Consider the following 22,884-nt stretch of genomic DNA (forward strand, 5'->3'; position numbering starts at 1 on the left):
AGCTTTAGCGTGGTTCGACGCGGCCGCGTGCATGGAACAGTAAGAACACCGAAGGAGATTCCCACCGTGAAATTGCTACATTTCAGCTCCGCACTTCTACTGGCGCTATGCGTCAGCAGCGCCGTCTCCGCCGCAGGTTGGGGTACGATCACCGGCAAATTTGTCGTCGACGGCAAAGTTGCGCCGCCTGAGCCCTTGGTCATTACCAAAGACAAAGCGGTCTGTGACAAAAATCCGCCGTTGGTGGATGAGTCGCTGTTGGTGGGTCCCGATGGCGGACTGAAGAACGTTTGCGTTTGGCTCTCGCTGGGTCGTCGCGATCCGCAACCGCCGGTTCATGCGAGCTACGAAGCGACCGCCAACGATACGATCGAAGTCGACAACCTGGCGTGCGCCTACGTGCCGCATGTGGTTGTCGTTCGTCCGTCGCAAAAGGTCGAGTTCAAAAACTCCGATCCGATCGCGCACAACTTTAAGGTCGACGGCTTCGCCAACAACCCGTTCAACACGTTGGTTCCTGCTGGCGGTTCGTTTATGCATCAATTCCCCTCGGAAGAACGCGTCCCGATGGTCGCCGCTTGTGCGATCCATCCCTGGATGACCGGTTTCATCGTGGTCAAAGAAGCGCCGTACGTCGCCGTTTCGGCCGAAGATGGCACGTTCACGATCGAAAACGTGCCGGCTGGCGACTGGAATTTCCAGTTCTGGCACACCAGCGGCGGTTACCTGTCAGAAGTGAAGATGGGCGGCAAGACCGAAAAAGACCGCAAAGGCGAATACGAAATCAAGGTAGAGGACGGGAAAGCGACCGACCTGGGCGTCATCACCGTCGCTGCTGACAAGTTGAAGAAATAGGCTTTCGGCGAAGGGGGCGAGCGATGGCGTTAATCATCGCTCGGCCTTCATCGCCAGCCGAATTAAAGGTTGCGTGATGAAGCGAATCCCTCTGCTGATAATTGTCTTGATCACCGCTTGGGTTTCCGGCGGTTGTGACACGGAAATCGCGCGGCAGGTCGTTCCTCGGCCGGGTCGCGTTCTGGCGATTCGGGAGGCGCTTCGCGGCGACGAAGAAGCGGCGACCACCGAGCCGACCGAGCCGGTGATGCAAAAGCCGACCGAGTTCGTCACGCTTCGCGGGCAATTTCAGATTCAGGGAACGCCGCCGGCCAATCCGGTGCTGAGCGTGACCAAGGATACGGCGGTCTGCAATCCCAACAACGTCACGATTTACGCGCCGCAAGTGGTGGTTGATCCGCAGTCCAAAGGAATCAAGAACATGGTTGTCATGGTCGAGGTTCCTGACGATTGGGTTCATCCTGATGCGAAAGGCGCGACGGATGAAGTCAAGTTTGATCAGAAGGCCTGCGAGTTCGTCGATCATGTCTTTGGCATGCAAGCGACCGAAACCTTAGAGATATTGAACAGCGATCCGATCGCGCATAACACGAAAATGGAGCCGCGGCGAAACACCGCTTCCAACGTCAACGTGCCGGGCGGAACTTCGACGACTTACAAACCGACTGCCGGCGAGAAGGATCCGTTTGAAGTCACGTGCAGCATTCATCCCTGGATGAAGGCCTACATTTTGATTCGCTCCAACGGCTACTATGCGATTTCAGGCGACGATGGTTCGTTTGAGATCGCCAATGTGCCGGCGGGAGCGCCGATTCAAGTTCGAGTATGGCACGAAACGCAACCGAGCGGCGTGTCGCCCACCACGGTGAACGGACAACCGGTCTCGTGGCGCAAAGGTGAGTTTACGATGACGCTAGATCCGACCGACGAGTCGAAGAACGAACTAGCGGTCGTTGTGGATGCTTCCACGTTTTAGCCGCTTCTTCTGTTGGGAAGGAACGCTTCGCAATACGTCATGATGCGACAAGAAATTACCAGCATGAACGCAGTTTACAGCAATATGAGGCGCGGCGATTGGGCGCGTTGGACGCTGCTTGCGATCGGCGTCATCGCGACTGCAGGCTGCTTTTCGCCAGCCGCGCAGTTCGAGCTGAACATGATCGCCGTGCACAAACGTGAGCTCGAAAGCGAAGCGACATTTTCGACTCAGTATCAACTGCAGCCGATCGCCGAGATTCTGGAGGCCTCGTTTGGTACGCCTGACAACCCTGTGTTGCCGCCGGTCCCCGGCATCGAAGACGTTTTGGACCTCGAAAAGATCAAGATGGCGGCCGGTCCGTATGGGAGCGACGAGAACGGCAAGCAGCGTGGTCTTTATCGACAGCATTGCGTTCATTGCCATGGAATCACCGGAGATGGCGCCGGTCCGACGGCCGCCTTTTTGAATCCGTATCCCCGCGATTATCGGCCAGGCAAGTTCAAGTTCAAATCAACCGCTTCTGGGCAAGAGCCAACGCATCAAGATCTGAATCGAATCATTCGCGACGGCGCCGCCGGTACGGCGATGCCCAGTTTTAAACTGCTCGACAGCGACGAAATCGAAGCGCTGACCCACTATGTAAAGTACCTGTCGATTCGCGGTCAGACCGAACTCTACTTGATCGAAGCGGAGTTTGGCGAACTGTTGCCTGCGGTGGTGAAGCCTGCGAGTGAGCGCAACGCCGAAGAACAGGAATACGTCGAGAGTCTTACCGAAGAAGAACTGGAAGAAGAAAAAGCGGAGTTCCTAGAGGAAGTCGCCTTCTTCGAGTCGCGTGAGAATATCGTCGAAGAAGTGGTTGGTCCGATCGTCGAAAAATGGATGAATGCCGGCGATGAAGTGACGGAGATCGCCGAGAAGCCAGAGATGGAAATGAAAGAGTCGATCGCCAAAGGGCGAGAACTCTTCTTCTCGGCCAAAACCGGCTGCGCAGGCTGTCATGGCGAATCGGCCTTGGGAGATGGGCAGACGGCGGAAGCTGATTTTTACGACGACTGGACGCGGTTTTACTACGACCCGAATGATCCCAGCACGTTGGAAGGATATTTGGCGTTAGGCGCACTGGAGCCGCGTAAGCTTCGACCTCGCAATTTGCGGCAAGGGGTTTTCCGCGGCGGACGACGCCCGATCGATATCTTTTGGCGAATTCGGAACGGTATCGAAGGGGCGAAAATGCCGGCGGCGCCGCCGATTGTCACCGATGAAGAAATTTGGCATCTGGTCGACTTTGTGCGATATGGACTGCCGTACGACGCTTTAAGCGAAAACGAGCCGCATCAACCGGAAAATGTTCGCGTGCGGAACTAGCAGCTCGGCCATCGTCGGTTGAAGCCGACGTTCGAGGGAGAGACAACGTGGGTAGAGTTTGGAGCATTCTGTTTTTGACAGTCCCGATTTTCGGGGTCTGGACCTTCGTGTCGGCGATGAACGATTGGTGGCCGATGAGCGGCGGATCGTTTGCATTTTCGTCGGGACATTGGTTTCCGTCGCTCGACGTCAGCGACCATGTCAAAGACCATTTGTTTTACGTCATCCTCTATTTGACTGGCGTCGTGTTTATCGGCACAGGCGCCGTTCTGTTCTGGATTCTCTGGCGGTACGACGGCGCGACCAACGCGGATCCGGTCGTCTTCTCGCATGGTAGTCATGCGTTGGAAGTAATCTGGTCGATCTTGCCGGCGGTCGTGCTGCTGTTTATTGCGATTTACCAAATGGACGCTTGGGCCGGAGCGCGGATGCGACGCCCGACGATGGCGGACGGCGCGATCAAGCCGCCGCTATGTCGTGTGACTGGACGTCAATTTGAATGGCGGATTCAATACCCGGGCGAAGATGGTCGGCTCGATACGCCGGACGATTTGCACGTATTGAATGACCTGCATGTTCCCGTTGACGAAGAAATTGTCATCGAGATCGAGAGCATGGACGTGCTGCACAGTTTCTTCCTGCCCAACATGCGGGTCAAGCAAGACGTCGTGCCGGGCATGCGGCAATACGTTTGGTTTCATCCAGTGAAAGAAGGAGTAAGCGACATCGTTTGCGCCGAGCTTTGCGGCTGGGGACATTACAAGATGCGCGGTCGGATTACGGTGGATAACGCCGCCGAGTTTGATCGCTGGTATTCGGCAGCTTACGCCGAACAGGAGACTTCGCAGTTCAGCCTGCCTGAGGAAGAAGAATAATCGATGAGCACTACGACAATCGATTCACATACGCAGGCCGCTGCCGACGAGATGACCGTCGGACATTTCCTGTCGACGTACGTTTTCTCGAAAGACCATAAAGTCATCGGGATTCAGTTTCTCTTCTCGACGCTGATTTGGTTTGTCGTCGGCGGCATGTTGGCGCTCGGCATTCGCTGGCAGTTGGCCTGGCCCTGGTCCGATATGCCGATCATCGGCGGCATGTTGTTTCCTGAGCAGGGAGGCCAGATCGCGCCCGAGTTCTATACCGTCTTGGTGACGATGCACGCGACGGTGATGATCTTTCTGGTGATCATCCCGATCCTGGCCGGCGCCTTTGGCAATTTTTTAATTCCGCTGATGATCGGCGCCGACGATATGGCGTTTCCGACGTTGAACATGCTGAGCTACTGGTTCATGTGGCCGGCGTTTTTCTTTTTCGGCGGAGCGTTCTTTTGCGACGGCCATGGCGCTGCGGCCGGCTGGACCAGTTATCCGCCGCTTTCGGACATGACGACCTCGGCGCCTAGTAGCGGCGCTGCGCAGACGTTGTGGCTATTGGGAGTGACGACGGTCGGCGTCAGCTCGATGTTGGGCTCGGTCAACTACATGACCACGATCATTCAGATGCGTGCGCCCGGCATGACGATGTTTCGTTTGCCGCTGACGATCTGGGCGATGTTTATCACCGCTTTGCTGCAAGCTTTTGCGCTGCCGGTTTTGACGGCCGCAGGCTTCATGATGCTGGCCGATCGTTTGATCGGCACCGGTTTCTTTCTGCCGGAAGGCTTGGTGGTCAATAACTCGCCGATGGCGGCGGGCGGCGGGCAGCCGCTGTTATGGCAACACTTGTTCTGGTTCTATTCGCACCCGGCGGTCTACATCATGATCTTGCCGGCGATGGGGATGGTCTCAGACATTTTGGCCTGCTTCTCCCGCAAGCCGATTTTTGGTTACAAGCCGATGGTCTATTCGATCTGCGGGATTGCAGGGCTCGGCTTTATCGTGTGGGGGCATCACATGTTCGTTTCGGGGATGAACCCCGGCCTCGGCATGACCTTTATGGTCGCGACCATGATGATCGCGCTGCCCAGTGCGGTGAAAACGTTCAACTGGCTCGGCACCGTTTACGGCGGCAAAGTGCAGTTCACCACGCCGATGCTGTTCGCGCTGAGCTTCGTCTCGATGTTCGTGATCGGCGGGCTCTCCGGCATTTTTATGGCGGCCACCCCGGTCGACATCGTGATTCACGACACCTACTTCATTGTCGCCCACTTCCACTACGTGTTGTTCGCCGGCACGGCGATGGCGGTCTTCGGCTCGATTTACTTTTGGTTCCCGAAGATGTTTGGCCGCATGATGAACGAAACGGCCGGCAAGATTCATTTCGCGCTGACGTTCATCTTTTTGAACGGCACCTTTTTCACGATGCACATTTTGGGAGTCGGCGGCTTCCCTCGCCGCTTGGCTGATCCTTACCATTACCCGACCTTCAGCCATTTGCTGACGATGAACCAGTTTATGACGGTATGTGCGATCTGCATGGTCGCTGTGCAGATCATCTTCGCCGTCAATTTTTTCTACAGCCTCTTTTGGGGACCGAAGGCAGGCCGCAATCCCTGGCGAGCCAATGGTCTGGAATGGCAAGCGCCCAGTCCTCCGGGACACGGTAACTTCGACTTCCAGCCGATCGTCTATCGCGGCCCGTATGAATATGGCTCGCCAGAGACGGAAGAAGACTTTTATCCGCAGACGATGCCGCCGAAACAAGACCGAGATAACCTGGCGTAACTTGCTGATTTATTGTGACTGAAACGCAACCGACAATTCGATCCGCATGGCCGCACCGCGTGGCGCTGCTCTTGGTCTGCACCACCTTCCCGTTGATCTGGGTTGGCGGACTGGTGACGACCAAGAAAGCAGGCATGGCCGTGCCTGACTGGCCTAACACTTACGGCTATAACCTGTTCCTCTATCCAATCAGCGAATGGATCGCGGGACCGTTCGATCTGTTTGTCGAGCATGGGCACCGCTTGCTCGGTTCGGTGGTCGGCATGGTCGCGATCGCGCTGGTGATTGTGGTGGCCCTCTGCGACAAACGCCGTTGGATGCTGATATTGTCGATCATCGCATTGATCGCAGTGATCGCGCAAGGCATCTTGGGAGGCGCACGCGTGATCCAGGACGAAGTGCTGTTGGCCCGGATTCATGGTTGTTTTGGGCCGGCGTTTTTCGGACTGACCGTCGCATTAGCCGTCTTCACGTCACGGCGCTGGGGAGCGATTCAGCCCAGCCAAGTCGAGGGGAGCGGCTCGTTGCAATTGTTGGCGGTCATGACCGCATCACTCGCCTACGTGCAGCTTTTGATCGGCTCTTTTTTGCGGCATGTGCCGGCCGGAGGAAACCACGGCGACTTTCGGATCGCGGTTGTTTTTCACGTGTTCCTCGCGTTTCTCGTCATGGCGCATGTCGTTGCGTTGACGACTACGGCTTGGCGCAATCATCCCCGCGCGATCGCCGTTCGGTGGTGGTCACTGGCCGCATCGTTGATAGTAATAGTGCAGATTGGGCTGGGCGTTGCTGCCTGGACGTTCAAATATGGCTGGCCAACTTTCCTACCGGGTGGCGATTTGATTCCTAGTTTTGTTATTAACGCTGAAAGCGTCGCTCAAGCAGGCGTCGTAACCGCGCATGTCGCTACAGGTTCGCTGATCGTCGGCGTGACGGTCGCCATAGCGCTGTACAGTTTCCGTTATTATTCGGCTTCACCGGCGTCGTTGGCTTCGCAAATTGCGGACAAATCGACGCTTCAGGGAGTCACGATATGAGTACGACTCCCATCGCTTTTGAAGAACGTCGCGCCGGTCGTCTAGCGATCGCCGCCGACTATGTCGAACTAACCAAACCAAAAATTGCGGTGATGTTGCTCGCGGCGGTCGCCGTCAGCGGATGCGTCGCAACCTGGGGACAGCCTGATCTATGGCGATTGTTCCATGCGGTGTTTGGAACGGCTTTGGTCGCGGCCAGCAGTTGCGTTTGGAATCAATGGCTCGAACGCCGCAGCGATCTGCTGATGAAGCGAACGCGTGAACGGCCGCTTCCTGCCGGACGCATCACCGCGAATGGGGCGGCCATCTTTGGCGCCGCGCTCGGCTCGATCGGCGTCTCCTATTTACTGGCGACGGTCGGTTGGAAGGTCGCCGCAATCGGCGCCGCGACTTGGCTGTTGTATGTCGTCGTTTATACGCCGATGAAACGAACGAGCCCTTGGAACACGGCGGTCGGTGCGGTCGCCGGCGCATTGCCGCTGTTGATGGGGTGGGCCGCGATGGGAGCTCCGTTTGATCTGCGTGCGGCCGCGTTGTTCGCGATTCTGTTCTTTTGGCAGTTTCCGCATTTCATGGCGATCGCGTGGATCTATCGCAAAGATTACGCCCAAGCGGGTATGCAGATGTTGCCGGTGGTCGATCCGACCGGAGTACGCGCCGGTCGCCAAGCGATTGGCGCCGCTTTGGCGCTGACGCTGGTCAGCATCGTGCCGTTTTTGAATGCTCCGTTGGATGGGGCGCCCTGGTGCGTCGCCGCAGCGCTAGCGCTTGGCGTTGGGCAGCTGTTGTTGGCGCTTCGATTTTCGATGCGTCGCGATGATCGCAGTGCGCGGCACTTGCTGTGGGCGTCGTTGGTTTACTTGCCGGCCATGCTTGGCGTGTTGTTGGCATTCCCCATTTTGTGACTTTGATAGCAGAACAGACCAATGTCGCAGCATCACGACGATCATCACGAACATGGTCATATCCAACTGGAATACCAGCCAGCGTTGCCGATCCCCAACGCCAAGCTTTGCTTGTGGTTATTCCTCTCGACCGAAATCATGTTTTTCGCCGGGCTCATCGGCGCTTACATTGTGCTGCGTTTCGGCGCGCCGACCTGGCCGACGCCGCATGACGTTCACCTGAGCGAGCCGATCGGCGCCTTCAATACATTTGTGCTGATCTGTTCCAGCCTGTCGGTCGTGTTGTCGCTGGAAGCCGCGAAGGCGAACAAGACGGGACTCGCGAAGGCCTGGATGTGCTTGACGTTTGTGCTGGGACTCTCGTTTTTGGGAGTCAAAGCGTACGAATACAAAGAGAAGTTCGCGCACGGCATCTATCCCGCCCAGCCCCACGGCTTGCTGTATGACAAGCCGGACGTTTATTACGCGTCGGCGCTCAAAGTAGCGTTAGAAGATGAAGCGAAAAAGTATCCGGTCGATAGCGAAGACCCCGTCGCGAAAGAGCGTCGCGAAGTGTTGGAACTGTTGCGAAACGGCTTGGTCCAATGGAACACGCGTCAAGCGACGCAGGCCACCAATCCGGTCGAAGCGCAGGCGCTGATCGATAGCATCGCCTACACGATTCAACATCCGCACGAAGACCATGCCGAACTCACGCGTCTGCAAGCAGAAAAAACAACGCTGGCGACGCAATTGGACGAATTAAGTAAGGCGGAGACGCCGGATCCGCAAGAGCTGTCGCTGCTCAAAACCCGCATCGCAACGATCGACTTGCTGACCGCCGATGATGCGGCGATCTTGCATCACGGCGTGAATCATTCCTACGATTGGCTCGATCTGCCGTTTGTGATTCCCAGCGGCAACATGTGGGCGAGCACCTACTTTCTGTTGACTGGTTTTCATGCGCTTCACGTGATCGTCGGACTGATCGTCTTTGCGATCGCTCTGCCGGCGACGCTGGGCGTGGGCAAAGCGAACTTTATCGAAGCCGCCGGACTCTATTGGCACTTTGTCGATCTGGTCTGGATCTTTCTGTTCCCGATTCTCTACCTGTTTTAACTCGCGTCAAGGAATCTCCGACGATGTCGCCTACCGAACACGCGGAACCACATCACGAAGCGGACCATGCGCATGATCATGAGCATGGCGGCACCGGCAAGTATTGGGCCGTATTCTTGGCCTTGTGCGTACTGACAGGCTGTTCGTTTTTGACCTATTTTGAGATGTGGCATAACGCGATTCCGGTCAGCGTCAGCCGCGCCTTCATGATGGCCGTATCGTGCAGCAAGGCCCTGTTAGTCATGGCCTTCTTTATGCACTTGATCTGGGAAGCGAACTGGAAATGGGTGTTGACCGTTCCTGCCGCGATGATGTCCCTGTTTTTGGTTTGCATGTTGATTCCCGATATCGGCTATCGCACCTATCACTACAGCAGCGAGCGTTGGAATCACACTCCACAGCCGATTGAGCCGGAAACGCATTCAGCCGAAGGCGCTTCCGCTGTTCCGCAGCCTGGACATTGAGCATGTCTTTGGCCGCAATCTCCATCGAAAACGTCTCGTACAGTTATGGTGCGCGACGAGCGCTGAACGACCTGTCATTGCAGATCGAAGCAGGCGAGATCTTCGTCTTTCTCGGTCCCAACGGCGGGGGGAAGACGACGCTCTTTCGTCTGCTCTCGACGCTCGCGCCGCTGCAAGCAGGCAAGATTGACTTGCTCGGTTTTGATCTAGCGTCGCAGCGCGATCAAGTTCGTCGCCGGATCGGCGTCGTCTTTCAGTCTCCCAGTCTCGATAAAAAGCTGACCGTCGCTGAGAACATGCGACAGCAATCGGCGCTCTACGGACTCAGCGGCGCCGCCGCGCGAGAAGCCGAAGATCGCATGATGCGGCGACTCGGCGTAATCGATCGAGCAGGCGACCTGGCCGAACAACTTTCTGGCGGACTACGTCGCCGCGTCGAACTGGCGAAGGGAATGATCCATCGCCCGCAGTTGCTGTTGTTGGACGAGCCAAGCACGGGACTCGATCCCGGCGCCCGAAGCAGCTTGTGGGAATATTTGCAGCGGATTCGGACAGAGCAGGGGGTGACAATCGTGCTGACGACCCATTTGCTGGAAGAAGCGGAGAAGGCCGATCGGATTGCGATTCTGGATGAGGGGACCCTTGTTGCGCTCGACCGCCCGGCGGCGCTGAAAGCGTCGGTCGGAGGCGATTCGGTCACAATCACCACGCGCGGCGACGTCGAAGCATTGGCGGGGCAATTGCGACAGATCGTCACCGAAGAGGTGCGCGTGATGGAGAGCGCCGTTCGTTTTGAATCGGCGGACGCATCTCAATTGGCGCCGCGGATCATGCAGTCGCTGGGGGACCAGATCGAATCGATCACTTTCGGCAAGCCAACCTTAGAAGATGTCTTCATCGACAAGACGGGGCGCCAATATTGGCGCGAGGAGGCCTCCGATGGCAAGTGAAACTGTCGCGCCAATCGAGCCGAAACCGCTGTTGGCCGCGTGGTCGCTTTGCCAGCGTGAGATCGTGCGTTTTTTGCGGCAACGCAACCGGATCATCGGCGCGATTGGTCAGCCGTTGCTGTTTTGGCTGTTGTTTGGCGCCGGGATGAGCCGCACGTTTCAATTGCCTGGGGCCGCGACCTCGGCTGGCGTCAGCTTTTTGGAATACTACTTTTCCGGGACGCTAATGCTGATCGTCTTGTTTACGGCGATCTTTGCGACGATCTCGATCATCGAAGATCGTAACGAAGGGTTCCTGCAGTCGGTGTTGGCGGCGCCGATTCCGCGCTGGTCGATGGTGCTGGGCAAAGTGATGGGAGGAGCATTGTTGGCGACGCTGCAAGGAGTCCTCTTCTTGCTGCTGGCGCTGACGCTGAAAGTGAATCTGGGGCCGCTCAACTTTCTCGTGATGGCGGTCTTTCTGCTAATTGTCGGCATCGGTTTGACGTCGCTCGGATTTTTGCTCGCCTGGCGAATGGAATCGACGCAAGGTTTTCACGCGGTGATGAATCTGCTGCTGATGCCGCTTTGGCTGCTATCGGGCGCCTTTTTCCCGGTGCCGTGGATTAACGCGCAATCCCCGTGGAGTCAGGTGGTGATGCACTGGGTGATGCGTCTGAATCCGGTGACCTACGCAATTGCATCGCTACGAGAGATAATGTACTGGGGGATGGGCGACGACGCTCCGTTGCCGGGTCGCGGGCTTCCGGTCGAAGCCTATTGGTCCCCCAGTCCCGTAACCGGCGTGGTCGTGACGATCGCGTTCGCCGCATTGATGCTCGGCTGGGCTTGTTGGGCCGCAGCCGAACCCAGAAGTGGAGACGCCTAATGAATAAATCACTCGCCTTTTTCTTCGCCATCATGTTTGTCCTGATTGGGGGAATGATGGTCTGGTTCGCCGCGAATGCGGCCAATCGCAACGGCGCGATGCGCGATGTGGATCACCCGGCCGACAACGTCACCGTTCCGGAAGACGCTTATGTGGGCGAGTTCGAGTTGATCGACACCAACGGAGAGCCGTTTGATTCCAGCGAGCTGAACGGGGATGTGTGGGTCGGCAGTTTCTTTTTTACGGCCTGTCCATCGATCTGCCGATTGTTGAATCAGCAAGTCGCCGCGCTAGCCGGAGAATTTGAAGAAGACGACGTTCGCTTTGTCAGCATCACCTGCGATCCTGTCAACGATACGCCGGAAGTGATGGCGAAGTACGCCAAGATGTTTGAAGCCGATCCACAGCAGTGGAAGTTTTTGACCGGCGACTTGGCGACGATTCAGGAGATCTCCGAAAAGCAATTTCACGTTGGTTTCGCCAAGCAGACGCACAGCGAGCGCATGTTGGTGGTCGATCGCAATGGAAAGTTACGCGGCAGTTTTCTGGCGACGCAAACCTCCGATTTTCAAGCGGCTCGCAAGTTGATCAAAGAACTGTTGGCCGAAGAGCCGGAAGCGACGCAGCCGGCTGAACCGATGACGTCGTTTACATTGACCGAACGCAACGGGGAGCCGTTTGACAGCAAGTCGCTCGAAGGAGACTATTGGCTCGGCAGCTTCTTTTTTACGACTTGCCCCTCGACCTGCACGCTGTTGAATCTCGAGAATGCTCGCCTGCAGGCTGAGTACGCCGATCGCGGACTGAAGATCGTTAGCATCACCTGTGATCCGGCGAACGATACGCCCAACGTATTGACCGGCTACGCCGAGCGTTTTGAAGCGAAGCCGGACGTTTGGTACTTTTGCACCGGCGATCTGAAATATATTGAGCAGATCGGCGCTAACTATTTTGACGCGATCGTGAAACCGCAGACCCACAGCGAGCAGCTTTATCTGGTCGGGCCGGACGGCAAAGTGATTGACTCGTACATTGCAATCAATCCAATCCAGATGCAGCTACTGCGGAAGAAGCTGGACGAAGTGCTGGGCCCGCAGCCGAAGAAGTCGGCAGAAGCAGTTGAGCCGAAGTCGACCGAAGATCAAGAGTCGCAGCCCGCCGCAACCGCCGCTAAGCAGGAGTAATTCACTTGGATCTGGTTCAGATACTGCCGCATGTCAACGCTTCGCTCAACGCGCTGGCGACGGTCTTGTTGATCGTTGGCTTGGTGCTGATCAAGCGACGGCAGGAAGTCGCCCATAAGTGGACGATGCTCTCCTGCTTTGGCGTCTCGGTGATCTTTTTGGGATGCTACCTGACGTATCACGCATTGCTGGAAGGACACGGCAAAACGTTTCCCAGCTATCCACCGGCGGCGGTGCGCTACTTTTACTATGCCGTCTTGTTGACGCATGTTGTACTAGCGGCGGCGGTTCCCTTTTTGGCGGTCGCGACGATTTACTATGGTTTGCGTGACAATCGGCGTTTACACCTTAAACTAGCGAAGGTGACGTTTCCGATTTGGTTGTACGTTTCGGTGACCGGCGTCTTCGTTTACCTGATGCTTTACCAGATCTATCCACCGCAACTGAACGCTGGTTAGCCGGCGTCGAGGATGGAGAAGCGATGAACTATCGACTGACGAAGTCTCCTCGGGCGTCGATGATGCTGGCGCTCGCTGTTGTCTTGATCATCCAGGTTTCAGCCGCTCAGGCTTGTCCCACGTGCAAGACCGGATTGGGCGAGCGCTTTGTCAACGCTTACGGCTGGAGCATCATCTTTATGATGGCGATGCCGTTCACGTTGGTCGGAGCATTCGCCGCCTACGTGTTTTGGACGATTCGCTCCAAGACTGCCGCGGCGATCGCCGCCGGCTCGGACGAATCGGTCGCTGAATTGGCGCAGCGCAAATCGGCATTGGGAGTTCCGACGCAGCCGCCGGTCGATGCGTAAAGTTACGGAAGTCGTTCTTTGACGTCGGTTCGCGGATCCCAGAATTGATCATGCCCGACCCACAGACTGCGAGCGAATGGGAAGAAGATCAGGGGAAAAATCAAAACGAACGCGAGCGCCACGTACAACAAGGTTTTCGAATCCGCCAACCCATTGAATAACAGCAGTGGAAAAGCGACCGCGACGATCAACGTTGTCAGGCCATAGTTGAAATAGATCGAGCCTAAAAAGAAGCCGGGCTCTCGTTCAAAGCGAGCGCCGCATTCCGGACATTGGTCGTAGGTGGTAAACCAGGTTTTCATCAGTCGGCATTGTCCGCAAACCGGACAGCGCAGGGTGAGGCTTCTCCGCACAAGTGTCCAAAATCTCATCGTTTCCTTCTTTCTTTCCCACAGATGGGGAGCGGCGAACTTGCGACTATGATCGTAGCGTTCCCCCTTTCCTGATGGCAAACGCCAAAATGTCGCATGCGGTATCTCTGCGGTCGAATGTTGCAAATCGCCGGGCTCGTCATTTTGCCGCTGGTGATGCTGTTAGAATTTCAGCAGGTGCTGTCGTTTCGGACGATGTTAGCAGGATTTCTGTTTGGAACGGCCCTTTTCTACTTGGGACGGGTATTATTGGGTGATCCGCGGATCTAGCGCGATTGGGCCCCCTGATTTTGTGATCTCCTGCCTGGGCCCTATACTTTCAGCAGTAGCAATATTGTCCCGTTCGCGGCGCCCTCCTTCCTTCCCCTCCGGCCGAGTATGAAGTCCCCTTTATCTCTCAAGCGTATCTCGCTGCTGGCCGCAGTGATCGTGGTTGGGCTGTCGCAGGCAAATCTCGCTCATGCGCAGTTGCGGTTTTTGCCGCAAGCGGCGCCGTCGCGAGGGCAGTTCTCGTTGACGGTCGACCTGCCGAAACTGAACAACGAATCGCAACAATTGCTGGTTCAGCTCGAGCAACGACTGCGTGATCGCCAGTGGCAAGAAGCGATTGAAGGCTACCGCCGCTTGGTGTCGGCGCACGGCGACGAGCTTTTCGAGGCTGATTCGTTGACGCTCCAGACCGGCGATCAATATCTGTTCTACGTTGGTTTGCGTCGTCGACTGCATACGCAGTTAGCCGAAATCGCGCGGCGTGAGCCTGAGTTGCTGATTCCGTATCGTGATCAGACGGACATCTCGGCCAAAGCAGATTTTGCAGCTGCGATCTCCGCGCATGATCTGGGCGCTTTAGAGCAAGCGATCGAACGCTACTTTTTGGCGAGCGATGCCGACCAAGCGCTGTTGGCGCTGGGAGACATGCGACTGGAACGCGGTGAGTTCGCCGCAGCGCGAGCCGCCTGGGAGCAGATCGATCCGCGACTGCGGTCACCTTACGACGAGAAGTCGCTGTTGTACGCGCTGCCGGGGCAACCGCTGTGGGTCGCCGTGGACGGCGTCGATTGGAAACGAGACGAAGCGGAGATCGTCCAGTTATTGTTGCAGCCGAAGCGCCACTCGGCGCATCGCTCGGTTCCCCAGTCCGATATCCCGCTGGCCGACTTGTTGGCGCGGTTGACGCTTGCTTCGGCGCTGGAAGGAGACGTGACGCGCGCCGCGATCGAGTTGGATCTGCTGCGACGGCTTGCTCCGAAGGCGGAAGGTTGGATCGCCGGAAAGCGGCAACCTTATGACGCGGCGCTGCAAACGATTCTCGCGACGTCGCAAGGGGCGCAATATGCGCTCTCCTACGTCAATCATTGGAATACGTTCGCCGGCAGTCCGACGCGCAGCGCAATTGCCGATCATGCGCCCGACGCCAGGATGGTCGTCTGGTCGATCAAATTTCCGAAACAGGCCGCAACGATCCGCACGCCGGGATTGACCGAAACGTCGTTGAGTGGAGAAACGCCGCTTAGTTTTTATCCGATCACCGTTGGCGATCATCTCTTTGTGAATGACGCCAAACGGCTGCGGGCTTTCCAACTGCACGACGGCTCGCCAGCTTGGCCGAGCGGCGAAACGCGTGATCGAAAAAGCGCCGACTACGGCGCGTTCCATCGCAGTACGCCTGACATCACCAACGGCTTGCATTTGGGAAACACCAATCAGTGGCAAGACCGTACTCTGGCGAAAGTGGAATCAGCAATCGGCGCACCGCGTTATACGCTTTCAGCCAAGGGACGTTTGATGGCGGCGCGGCAAGGGAACTCGCTCTCGGTCTATACCGAGCGTGCGTCGGAGTTCGCCAAGTCGGCCGAGACGTTTATCATCGATCTGGGGGCCGAAGGGCGAATCGCGGCGATCATCCCCGCCAACGAGACAGGCGAAGATGAATGGGAGTTTGAAGGGACCGGCCTGATCGACGATGGTCGGCTGTATGTCGCGATGACCAAAAACGGCGTGCGGAGCGAATCGGCGGTCGCTTGTTACGACGCGTCGACAGCGCGGCGCATCTGGCGACGGACGATTTGCTCGACCGAGCCGTATGGCGCCGGGCTCGTCCTAGGCGACAAAGCGGGGCAACGTTCCCACAACTTGTTGACCATGGCGGACGGCGTGTTGTACTACAACACCAATCGCGGCGCGGTCTCCGCGATCAGCGCCGCCACCGGCGAGATCCAGTGGTTAACTATCTATCCGCGCGGACCGTTGGTAGCAGGCACTTTGATTCAGGCGAATCAACAACTGCTTCGTGACTTGAATCCATGCGTCGTCACCGGAGATATGGTGATTGTGATGCCGGCGGATAGCGATCGAATCATGGCGCTCGATGCGGCGACGGGGAAACTTCAGTGGCAAACCGTTCCCGGCGGCGTTCAAGCAGCGCATTTGCTGGGAACGACCCAAGAGGATTTGATCGTCAGCGGCGACCAGATTTATTGGATCCGACTCGATTCGGGACGGATTCGGAGCCAGTTCCCTAATCCGCGTGATCCGCAAAATCTGCAGGCCGAAAGTCTTCCGCAGGGTTACGGACGCGGGATTCTGGGGCGTGATACAATATACTGGCCCACCTTAGAGGCGATCTACGTCCTGAAACAGCAAGTCGATCAGGACGAAAACGTAGTCGCCGCGCGAGAACCGATTGATTTGAAAGCGTTGGGGCTGACGGGAGGAAATTTGGCGATCTCGGGTGACTACCTGGTGATCGCCGGAGCGACGCAGCTGACCGTATTGAAGAATGACGTATCCAGTGGTCCTTCTCCCTGATTCATCGCTCGCCGACGGCGAGTTGCAGTACCTCCGGAGTAACGATGTTGGAAGAACAAGATATCGATTCCGTTCGCAGGCTCAACGCCGCCTACGAACAGATCACGCGAGAACTGTCGAAGGTCATTGTGGGCCAGCAAGAGGTGGTCGAGCAATTGCTGATTTCGCTCTTCGCCGGAGGCCACTGTCTGTTGGTGGGCGTGCCGGGGTTGGCGAAGACGTTGATGATTCGAAGTTTGGCCGAATCGCTGTCGCTCGATTTCAATCGAATCCAATTTACGCCTGACCTGATGCCGTCCGACATCACCGGGACCGAGGTAATCCAAGAGGATCGCGCCACGGGCCAGCGTGAGTATCGATTTATTCCTGGGCCGGTCTTCGCCAACGTCATTTTGGCGGACGAGATCAATCGCACGCCTCCCAAGACGCAAGCGGCCTTGTTGGAAGCGATGCAAGAGCACCAGGTCACCGCCGGCGGTCAGCGTCATCGCTTGCCGAGTCCCTTCTTTGTGTTGGCGACGCAAAACCCGATCGAGCAAGAGGGGACCTATCCGCTGCCAGAAGCGCAGTTGGATCGTTTCATGTTCCATGTCCAGGTCGACTATCCGACCGCCGCCGAAGAGTTGGAAATCGTGCGCCGCACGACGACCGACCATCACTCGCTGATCACGGCCACGTTGTCAGGCGAAGATATTGCGCAGTTGACGCATGTGGTGCGCAAAGCGCCGGTCGCCGACCATGTCGCCGCCTACGCGATCGAACTTGTGCGGATGACCCGTAAAGGGAGGGACGAAGCGCCCGACTTTATCGGCCAGTATGTTCAGTGGGGCGCCGGACCGCGGGCGAGCCAATATTTGGTGTTGGGAGCAAAATCCCGCGCCGTGCTGCAAGGGCGAACGTTTGTCACGACGCAGGACGTGCAAGCCGTCGCTCTGCCGGTGCTGCGACATCGCATGCGAACCAATTTTACTGCCGACGCGGAAGGGATCACGACCGATGATCTGATTCGTCGGCTCATCGAACTCGTGCCTACGGTCGCCGCAGATGAACAAGCCGACAAAGCGTTTAGATCCGCAAACGCTGGCTAAGCTGCATGGCTTGAGATTGCGGGCCCAACATATTGTCGAAGGGTTCGTCTCGGGTTCGCATCGCAGTCCCTTTCGCGGCTTCTCCATTGAGTTCGCCGAGCACCGAGAGTATGCGCCCGGCGACGACCTGCGCTATCTCGATTGGAAGGTGTTTGGCCGGACCGACAAGTTCTATCTGAAGCAGTACGAAGACGAAACGAACTTGATCGCCTACCTAGTGCTGGATGTCAGCGAAAGCATGACGTATCGCGGCCCTACTGCGGCTTTGTCGAAGTTGGAGTACGCCGAGTGCATCGCGGCGACGATGGCCTGGTTGACGTTGCACCAACAAGACGCGGTCGGGCTGGCGACCTTTGATGACGATGTGCGAACGCTGATCGAACCGGGCAGCAGTCCAACGCAATTGCAACAGTTTTTTGACGTGTTGGATCGTACCGAGCCGCGGCAAAAAACGGCGACCGGTCCGATCTTTCATCAACTCGCCGAACGATTCCGTAAACGGGGCGTCGTACTGGTCATCAGCGATTTTTTTGACGATGTCGACACGATGATCGCCGGGCTAAAGCACTTTCGGCATCGTCGACACGATGTGGTGTTGGTCCATTTGTTGGATCCGGCCGAACTCGATTTTCCATTTCAACAGCCGACGATGTTTCAGGGATTGGAACAGATGCCCGAGCTGCTGGTCGATCCGCAATCGCTGCGCAAAGCGTATCTGCGTGAAATCAATGCGGCGATCGATTCGCTGAAAGCTCAAGCTCGCGGCGCCAATATCGACTATTTGCAGGTTCGCACCGATCAGCCGCTGGATGTGGTGTTGAACGCGTTTTTGTCAGGTCGCATGGCTCGGATGCATACGTAAGGAAACATTGCCTGTGTCGCTTTTGGCCGTGAGCCCGTTTTTACTTTCCAGCGTCGGCATGTTGGCGTGGGGAGCGGCGGCGGCTGCGCCGATCTTGATTCATCTCTGGAATCGACGTCGACATCGCAATACGACTTGGGCGGCGATGCAGTATTTGATCGCGGCGATGAAAAAGAACTCGCGGCGGATTCAGATCGAACAGTTGTTGCTGTTGCTCCTGCGCTGCGCCATCATGCTGTTGTTTGCGCTGGCGCTGGCCGATATTTCCTGTACTTCAGGTTCGCCGCTGGCCGCGACCGCATCGCTGGATGCGCGACATACCGTGCTGGTGATCGATGGCTCGTACAGCATGGACTATCAGGAGAACGGAAGCTCGCGGTTTAATGCGGCCAAAACGGAAGCGCGGCATATTGTCGAAGCGACTTCGCAAGGAGACGGCTATACGCTGGTCCGAATGGGACAACCGCCGCTGGTCGTTATCGGCGATCCCGCCTATGACGTGGGGGACGTGCTGCAAGAGATCGACGCGATGCAAATCGCCCATGAGGGCGCCAACCTCGAGACGACGCTGGCCGAAGTGGAGAAGATTTTGGACAACGCTCACGCCAATCATCCGCGACTGACGCGCTCGCGGGTGATCCTGTTCAGCGACTTGCAAAAGACGACCTGGGAAGACGCGACTGCCGGCGGCGCCGCGCTCCGTTTTGAAGCGTTGGCGAAAAAGGGAAGCTTGAGTCTGATCGACGTCGGCCAGTCCGCTGCCGGAAATGCGTTGATTGAGAACGTGCAAATGCTCGAGCCATTCGCGACCTTGGCCGCTCCAAGCACCTTTGAAATTGATATCCGTCGTGAGGGGGACCTGGAGTCTGGCGGCAAGAGCGTGCGGATGTTTGTCGATGAGACTTTGGTCGGACAGCAGGTGATTGATCTGACGACTAGCGAAGCGGCGTCGGCGCAGTTCTCGTATCGCTTTGAAAAGCAGGGGGACCACGCGATTGAGTTTCGTCTCGACGAAGATGCGTTGCCGATTGATGACCATCGGTGGATTGTCGCATCGGCGAAGGATCAAGTCCGCGTGCTTTGCGTCGCCGGCAGTCCAGGCGCCGCCAAGTTTCTACGATTCGCACTACGTCCCGACGATCGCGCCGAAGCTTCGATCGCGCCAGAAGTGGTCAGCCAATCGGCGCTGGTCGAAATCGATCTCGCTCCTTACGCCGCGATCTTTGTCGCCGACGCGGCTCGCTTTACAGCGCAAGAGGCCGGCGTACTGACCGAATACGCGGCGACAGGGAAGGGGATCGCGTTTTTCCTGGGACCCGACGCCGACGCCGATAATTACAACCGCTTGCTTGGATCGCAGGAGACCCCTTTGTTGCCGGTAACATTAGAGTCGGCCAGCGCCGAAGGAGATTATCGTTTTGACCCGCGCAGTTACGAACATCCGTTGGTCGAGCCATTTCGCGGACAGCAAGGGGGCGGTTTGCTGTCGACCCCGATCTGGCGGTACTTCCGCGTCAAGCGAAACGAAACTGCTCGCACGGCGCTGTGGTTCGATACCGGCGATCCGGCGATTGTGTTGGGCAGCGCAGCCGCCAGCGATCAAGGAGAAGCGACCGACAACGTCGCAGTGATCTGTTTGCCGGCGGCGATCTCGACGGCGACCAGATCGGGGCAGCCTTGGTCGGCGCTGCTGACCTGGCCCAGTTTTCCGCCGCTGGTGCAAGAGACGCTTGCTCAGTTGGTGCGGGGAGAGAGCGATCGACAAAACATCATGGTCGGCCAAGTGCTGCAAGGGCGGCTGACGTCCAGTTCGTCCGCAGTCACTGCGGCGATCACCAATCCGCGCGGCGAAACGCAGCGTCTCGGCCGCCTACCCGATGGTAGCTGGGCGTTTGATGAAACCGAGACGAGCGGCGTCTATCGCTTGAAAATGAGTGATCGGCCCCACGCCGACGAATTATTCGCCGCCAATTTGCAAACCGTCGAAAGCGATCTGACAAAGGTTGCCCGTGACGATCTGCCGCCGGTGTTGTTTCAGGCGAACTCGGATGACAGCGCCTATTTTGCAGCGGGAATTGCCGATGGATTTCCGCTGTTTCGCATCCTTCTGATCAGCGTGCTCGCGTTGTTGTTACTAGAACCGGTTCTTGCCTGGAAGTTTGGATCGGCCGCGCTATGAACAACGCTTTTGATCGCTGGGTCTATTGGTTTTTCGCCGGCGATGCTGCGCACGAAGCGGAAGGATTGCAATCCAGCATTCAGTGGATCGCTCCGTGGGCGCCTTGGGTGACGATCGCCATTTTGTTGGGCGGAGGCGCTCTCGTCGCATCGATCTATTACCGCGAACGGACGACCAAACAGCCATGGTACAAAGCGACGTTGGCGGCGATGCGAATCGCGCTGGTCGCGCTGATCCTGTTTATGCTGTATGGATTGTCGCTTCGTCCTTACCGCACCGACACGCCTGACTTGGTGATCGCGCTGGACGACTCGCAAAGCATGTCGCATGTCGATGCGCTATCAGGCGAAGAAGCGTCTCAGGTCGAGTCGCGACTTTCGGCGGGCGGCTATCAGGAAGCGTCACGTTGGAATCAAGGACGCACGTTGTTGCTCGCGGAAGATTGGTTCAGCCAGTTACTGCCGCATTACCGCTTGAAGGGTTACTTTATCAGTGATAGCGGCCGCGCTTGGAGCGGGGACGCCGAGCAATGGAACGAGATGTTAGCGTCCGCAACCGCCGATCGTCCGGCAAGTCGGTTGGGAGACAGCCTAACCGAGATCTTCCAGCAACAGCGCGGGCGGCCGACGGCGGCGGTCCTGTTAATGACCGATGGAATTACGACCGAAGGAAAGTCGCTTGCCGATGCGGCGGTGGTTGCGCGGCGGCGCGGCGCTCCGTTGTATGTCGTCGGATTAGGGAGTCGCCAGCGCCAGTTGAATTTGCGGGTTGAAGATCTTGATGTCGAACGTGCGGCGTTTGTCGGAGATCCGCTCAGTTTCAAGTTCCGCTTGGGCGCCGCCGGAATGGCAGGCAAAACCGCGCGGGTAACGCTGCGTCTGAAAGACGATCCTAAAGTCCTGGCCGAGCGAACCGTCCCTGTTGCAAGCGACGAGATGACCCGGCAGTTGGACTTGCAGTTTCGCCCGACGAAGAAAGGAGATTATACCTTTGTCGTCTCGGTGGAAGCCGGCGACGAAGAGATCGATCTTAGCGACAACGAAGCGACCGCTCAAGTTGCGGTTCGCGATGATGCGATCAAAGTGCTGCTGGTCGATTCGCAGCCGCGATTTCAATATCGCTATTTGAAGACGTTGTTTGAGCGGCAGTTGAAACCGGCTAGTGCGAGCGGTCGTCCCGAGAATGCGTTTGATCTGACCGCGATTCTGCAAGATTCCGATATGGAATACGCCGACCAGGACGCGGTGGCCGAGCGGGCTTTTCCGGCGAGTCAGGACGAACTGTTTCAATACGACGTCATCGTGATCGGCGACGCGAATCCCGCGTTCTTAAGTCGCATTAATTTAGAACTGTTGACCAAGTTTGTGGTCGAAAAAGGAGGCGGCGTGATCTTCGTCGCCGGCGACCAGTACTTGCCGTGGCAATATGGCGGAACGCCGTTGGCTTCGCTCTTCCCCTTTCAAATGGATGGGGCCCAGCGTCCGGCGCCGCCGCTGACCGATTCGATTCCGGTCAAGTTGACGAATCTAGGGATGGCCTCGCCGCCGCTGCAGGTTGGTTCGAACACCAGCGAAACGCTGCGGCGCTGGGATTCGATCGCCCAGCTTTATTGGCTGCCGGAGTTTGCGACGCTTAAACCGGGCGCTCAAGTGCTGGCGACCGCGCGCGATCGATTTGACGCCAAAGGCGAACCGATCCCGCTGTTGATGCAACAGTTTGTCGGTGGGGGCAAAGTGATGTTCTTAGCCAGCGACGATCTGTGGCGATGGGAATACCACGATCCCTTTTGGATGCAGTCGGTTCGGTATCTCGCGCGAGCTTCCATCTTAGGAGGCGGTTGGGGCGCCGAATTGGCCGCGAATCGAAACGAATACGAACGGGGCGAACCGGTCCGCTTACGCGTCCGATTTTTTGATGATCGCAAAGCGCCGACCAGCGACCAGGGGGTGACCGTCATGATCGAGCAAGCAGGAGGCCGACAACGGCGCGTCTCGCTGGCTCGCGCTTCGGGAAGCCGTGATACGTTTGAAGCCGCGATCAGCGACTTGCCGGAAGGGGAGTATCGGGCTTGGATCGCAGAGCCGGTCATGTCGAATGCGACCGAGCAGGCGGCGACGAGTTTTCGTATCGAAGCGACCGCCGGCGAAATGGCGCGGTTGGCCGCCGACTTCGACGAACTACGCGCTGCTGCAACGGCGGCCGGCGGAAAGTTTTACACATTTTCAGACGCGACGCAGTTGCTGAAAGACTTGCCTCCAGGGCGCCAAGTCCGCATCGAAACGCTCTCGCCGATTCCGGTTTGGAATTCCTGGAAACTAGCGGCTCTGTTCGTCAGTCTCATTATTGGGGAATGGCTGTTACGTAAGCGCGGAGGGATGCTTTAACGGCAGCCCG

The 22,884-nt window shown here is 57.4% G+C and carries 21 protein-coding genes; 20 read left to right on the plus strand and 1 reads right to left on the minus strand.

Annotation, left to right across the window (positions count from 1 at the left end; translation table 11 throughout):
• The first annotated feature begins 66 nt into the window (after window positions 1-66).
• The 14 genes from DSM3645_RS08955 to DSM3645_RS09020 all read left to right on the plus strand — a co-directional run bounded on the left by DSM3645_RS08955 (window position 67) and on the right by DSM3645_RS09020 (window position 13,182).
• Complete coding sequence (locus DSM3645_RS08955) at window positions 67-855, plus strand: cupredoxin domain-containing protein (protein ID WP_002651801.1); 789 nt, start codon at window positions 67-69, stop codon at window positions 853-855.
• Between the two features lie 76 nt (window positions 856-931).
• Window positions 932-1,831 (plus strand): hypothetical protein, encoded by a 900-nt coding sequence (locus DSM3645_RS27960; protein WP_002651802.1) that lies wholly within the window; start codon window positions 932-934, stop codon window positions 1,829-1,831.
• A 63-nt stretch (window positions 1,832-1,894) separates the two neighbouring features.
• On the plus strand, window positions 1,895-3,202 hold the full coding sequence (locus tag DSM3645_RS30630; RefSeq protein ID WP_202594930.1) for a c-type cytochrome: 1,308 nt from the start codon (window positions 1,895-1,897) through the stop codon (window positions 3,200-3,202).
• Window positions 3,203-3,249: 47 nt separating this feature from the next.
• Complete coding sequence (locus tag DSM3645_RS08970; RefSeq protein ID WP_040351720.1) at window positions 3,250-4,077, plus strand: cytochrome c oxidase subunit II; 828 nt, start codon at window positions 3,250-3,252, stop codon at window positions 4,075-4,077.
• A gap of 3 nt (window positions 4,078-4,080) precedes the next feature.
• Window positions 4,081-5,868 (plus strand): cytochrome c oxidase subunit I, encoded by a 1,788-nt coding sequence (locus tag DSM3645_RS08975; RefSeq protein ID WP_002651805.1) that lies wholly within the window; start codon window positions 4,081-4,083, stop codon window positions 5,866-5,868.
• A 59-nt stretch (window positions 5,869-5,927) separates the two neighbouring features.
• Window positions 5,928-6,905 carry a COX15/CtaA family protein gene (locus DSM3645_RS08980; protein ID WP_002651806.1) on the plus strand — a complete coding sequence of 326 codons (978 nt, stop codon included), beginning with the start codon at window positions 5,928-5,930 and terminating at the stop codon, window positions 6,903-6,905.
• Window positions 6,902-7,810 (plus strand): heme o synthase, encoded by a 909-nt coding sequence (cyoE, locus tag DSM3645_RS08985; RefSeq protein WP_002651807.1) that lies wholly within the window; start codon window positions 6,902-6,904, stop codon window positions 7,808-7,810. Before DSM3645_RS08980 ends, cyoE begins: the two co-directional genes overlap by 4 nt.
• 21 nt (window positions 7,811-7,831) lie before the next feature.
• A complete protein-coding gene (locus DSM3645_RS27965) occupies window positions 7,832-8,908 on the plus strand; it encodes a cytochrome c oxidase subunit 3 (protein WP_002651808.1) in 1,077 nt (358 codons plus the stop codon).
• Between the two features lie 23 nt (window positions 8,909-8,931).
• A complete protein-coding gene (locus DSM3645_RS08995; RefSeq protein WP_002651809.1) occupies window positions 8,932-9,372 on the plus strand; it encodes a cytochrome C oxidase subunit IV family protein in 441 nt (146 codons plus the stop codon).
• A gap of 2 nt (window positions 9,373-9,374) precedes the next feature.
• Complete coding sequence (locus DSM3645_RS09000) at window positions 9,375-10,322, plus strand: ABC transporter ATP-binding protein (RefSeq protein WP_002651810.1); 948 nt, start codon at window positions 9,375-9,377, stop codon at window positions 10,320-10,322.
• Window positions 10,312-11,190, plus strand: a complete 879-nt coding sequence (locus tag DSM3645_RS09005; protein WP_002651811.1) for an ABC transporter permease — start codon at window positions 10,312-10,314, stop codon at window positions 11,188-11,190. The genes DSM3645_RS09000 and DSM3645_RS09005 overlap by 11 nt, the downstream gene beginning before the upstream one ends.
• Window positions 11,190-12,374 carry an SCO family protein gene (locus DSM3645_RS27970; protein ID WP_002651812.1) on the plus strand — a complete coding sequence of 395 codons (1,185 nt, stop codon included), beginning with the start codon at window positions 11,190-11,192 and terminating at the stop codon, window positions 12,372-12,374. The genes DSM3645_RS09005 and DSM3645_RS27970 overlap by 1 nt, the downstream gene beginning before the upstream one ends.
• Window positions 12,375-12,379: 5 nt before the next feature.
• On the plus strand, window positions 12,380-12,832 hold the full coding sequence (locus DSM3645_RS09015; protein ID WP_002651813.1) for a DUF420 domain-containing protein: 453 nt from the start codon (window positions 12,380-12,382) through the stop codon (window positions 12,830-12,832).
• Window positions 12,833-12,855: 23 nt separating this feature from the next.
• The gene (locus DSM3645_RS09020; protein ID WP_002651814.1) at window positions 12,856-13,182 is read left to right on the plus strand and encodes a hypothetical protein; all 327 of its coding nucleotides are present in this window, start codon (window positions 12,856-12,858) and stop codon (window positions 13,180-13,182) included.
• Window positions 13,183-13,184: 2 nt separating this feature from the next.
• Here DSM3645_RS09020 and DSM3645_RS09025 read toward each other — a convergent pair whose 3' ends face one another.
• Window positions 13,185-13,484 carry a DUF983 domain-containing protein gene (locus DSM3645_RS09025; protein ID WP_002651815.1) on the minus strand — a complete coding sequence of 100 codons (300 nt, stop codon included), beginning with the start codon at window positions 13,482-13,484 and terminating at the stop codon, window positions 13,185-13,187.
• Window positions 13,485-13,649: 165 nt separating this feature from the next.
• On the opposite strand from DSM3645_RS09025, the gene DSM3645_RS30420 reads away from it, so the two are divergent.
• The 6 genes from DSM3645_RS30420 to DSM3645_RS09050 all read left to right on the plus strand — a co-directional run bounded on the left by DSM3645_RS30420 (window position 13,650) and on the right by DSM3645_RS09050 (window position 22,874).
• Window positions 13,650-13,823: a hypothetical protein gene (locus tag DSM3645_RS30420; RefSeq protein ID WP_154657802.1), complete on the plus strand. Its 174-nt coding sequence runs from the start codon at window positions 13,650-13,652 to the stop codon at window positions 13,821-13,823.
• 108 nt (window positions 13,824-13,931) lie between these two features.
• The gene (locus tag DSM3645_RS09030) at window positions 13,932-16,361 is read left to right on the plus strand and encodes an outer membrane protein assembly factor BamB family protein (protein ID WP_002651817.1); all 2,430 of its coding nucleotides are present in this window, start codon (window positions 13,932-13,934) and stop codon (window positions 16,359-16,361) included.
• A 44-nt stretch (window positions 16,362-16,405) separates the two neighbouring features.
• Window positions 16,406-17,449 (plus strand): AAA family ATPase, encoded by a 1,044-nt coding sequence (locus DSM3645_RS09035; RefSeq protein ID WP_002651818.1) that lies wholly within the window; start codon window positions 16,406-16,408, stop codon window positions 17,447-17,449.
• Window positions 17,406-18,311, plus strand: coding sequence for a DUF58 domain-containing protein (locus DSM3645_RS09040; RefSeq protein WP_002651819.1), 906 nt, complete (start codon window positions 17,406-17,408; stop codon window positions 18,309-18,311). The genes DSM3645_RS09035 and DSM3645_RS09040 overlap by 44 nt, the downstream gene beginning before the upstream one ends.
• Before the next feature lie 13 nt (window positions 18,312-18,324).
• Window positions 18,325-20,490 carry a VWA domain-containing protein gene (locus tag DSM3645_RS09045; RefSeq protein WP_002651820.1) on the plus strand — a complete coding sequence of 722 codons (2,166 nt, stop codon included), beginning with the start codon at window positions 18,325-18,327 and terminating at the stop codon, window positions 20,488-20,490.
• Complete coding sequence (locus DSM3645_RS09050; protein WP_002651821.1) at window positions 20,487-22,874, plus strand: hypothetical protein; 2,388 nt, start codon at window positions 20,487-20,489, stop codon at window positions 22,872-22,874. Before DSM3645_RS09045 ends, DSM3645_RS09050 begins: the two co-directional genes overlap by 4 nt.
• Window positions 22,875-22,884 lie beyond the last annotated feature (10 nt).

The sequence above is a fragment of the Blastopirellula marina DSM 3645 genome, from assembly GCF_000153105.1.
Lineage (GTDB): Bacteria > Planctomycetota > Planctomycetia > Pirellulales > Pirellulaceae > Blastopirellula > Blastopirellula marina.

Coding starts and splice junctions, on each gene's coding strand:
- DSM3645_RS27960 (WP_002651802.1), top strand. CDS start 932: ATGAAGCGAATCCCTCTGCTGATAATTGTCTTGATCACCGCTTGGGTT.
- DSM3645_RS30630 (WP_202594930.1), top strand. CDS start 1,895: ATGAACGCAGTTTACAGCAATATGAGGCGCGGCGATTGGGCGCGTTGG.
- DSM3645_RS08975 (WP_002651805.1), top strand. CDS start 4,081: ATGAGCACTACGACAATCGATTCACATACGCAGGCCGCTGCCGACGAG.
- cyoE (WP_002651807.1), top strand. CDS start 6,902: ATGAGTACGACTCCCATCGCTTTTGAAGAACGTCGCGCCGGTCGTCTA.
- DSM3645_RS27965 (WP_002651808.1), top strand. CDS start 7,832: ATGTCGCAGCATCACGACGATCATCACGAACATGGTCATATCCAACTG.
- DSM3645_RS08995 (WP_002651809.1), top strand. CDS start 8,932: ATGTCGCCTACCGAACACGCGGAACCACATCACGAAGCGGACCATGCG.
- DSM3645_RS09000 (WP_002651810.1), top strand. CDS start 9,375: ATGTCTTTGGCCGCAATCTCCATCGAAAACGTCTCGTACAGTTATGGT.
- DSM3645_RS09005 (WP_002651811.1), top strand. CDS start 10,312: ATGGCAAGTGAAACTGTCGCGCCAATCGAGCCGAAACCGCTGTTGGCC.
- DSM3645_RS27970 (WP_002651812.1), top strand. CDS start 11,190: ATGAATAAATCACTCGCCTTTTTCTTCGCCATCATGTTTGTCCTGATT.
- DSM3645_RS09020 (WP_002651814.1), top strand. CDS start 12,856: ATGAACTATCGACTGACGAAGTCTCCTCGGGCGTCGATGATGCTGGCG.
- DSM3645_RS09025 (WP_002651815.1), bottom strand. CDS start 13,484: ATGAAAACCTGGTTTACCACCTACGACCAATGTCCGGAATGCGGCGCT.
- DSM3645_RS30420 (WP_154657802.1), top strand. CDS start 13,650: ATGCGGTATCTCTGCGGTCGAATGTTGCAAATCGCCGGGCTCGTCATT.
- DSM3645_RS09030 (WP_002651817.1), top strand. CDS start 13,932: ATGAAGTCCCCTTTATCTCTCAAGCGTATCTCGCTGCTGGCCGCAGTG.
- DSM3645_RS09035 (WP_002651818.1), top strand. CDS start 16,406: ATGTTGGAAGAACAAGATATCGATTCCGTTCGCAGGCTCAACGCCGCC.
- DSM3645_RS09040 (WP_002651819.1), top strand. CDS start 17,406: ATGAACAAGCCGACAAAGCGTTTAGATCCGCAAACGCTGGCTAAGCTG.
- DSM3645_RS09050 (WP_002651821.1), top strand. CDS start 20,487: ATGAACAACGCTTTTGATCGCTGGGTCTATTGGTTTTTCGCCGGCGAT.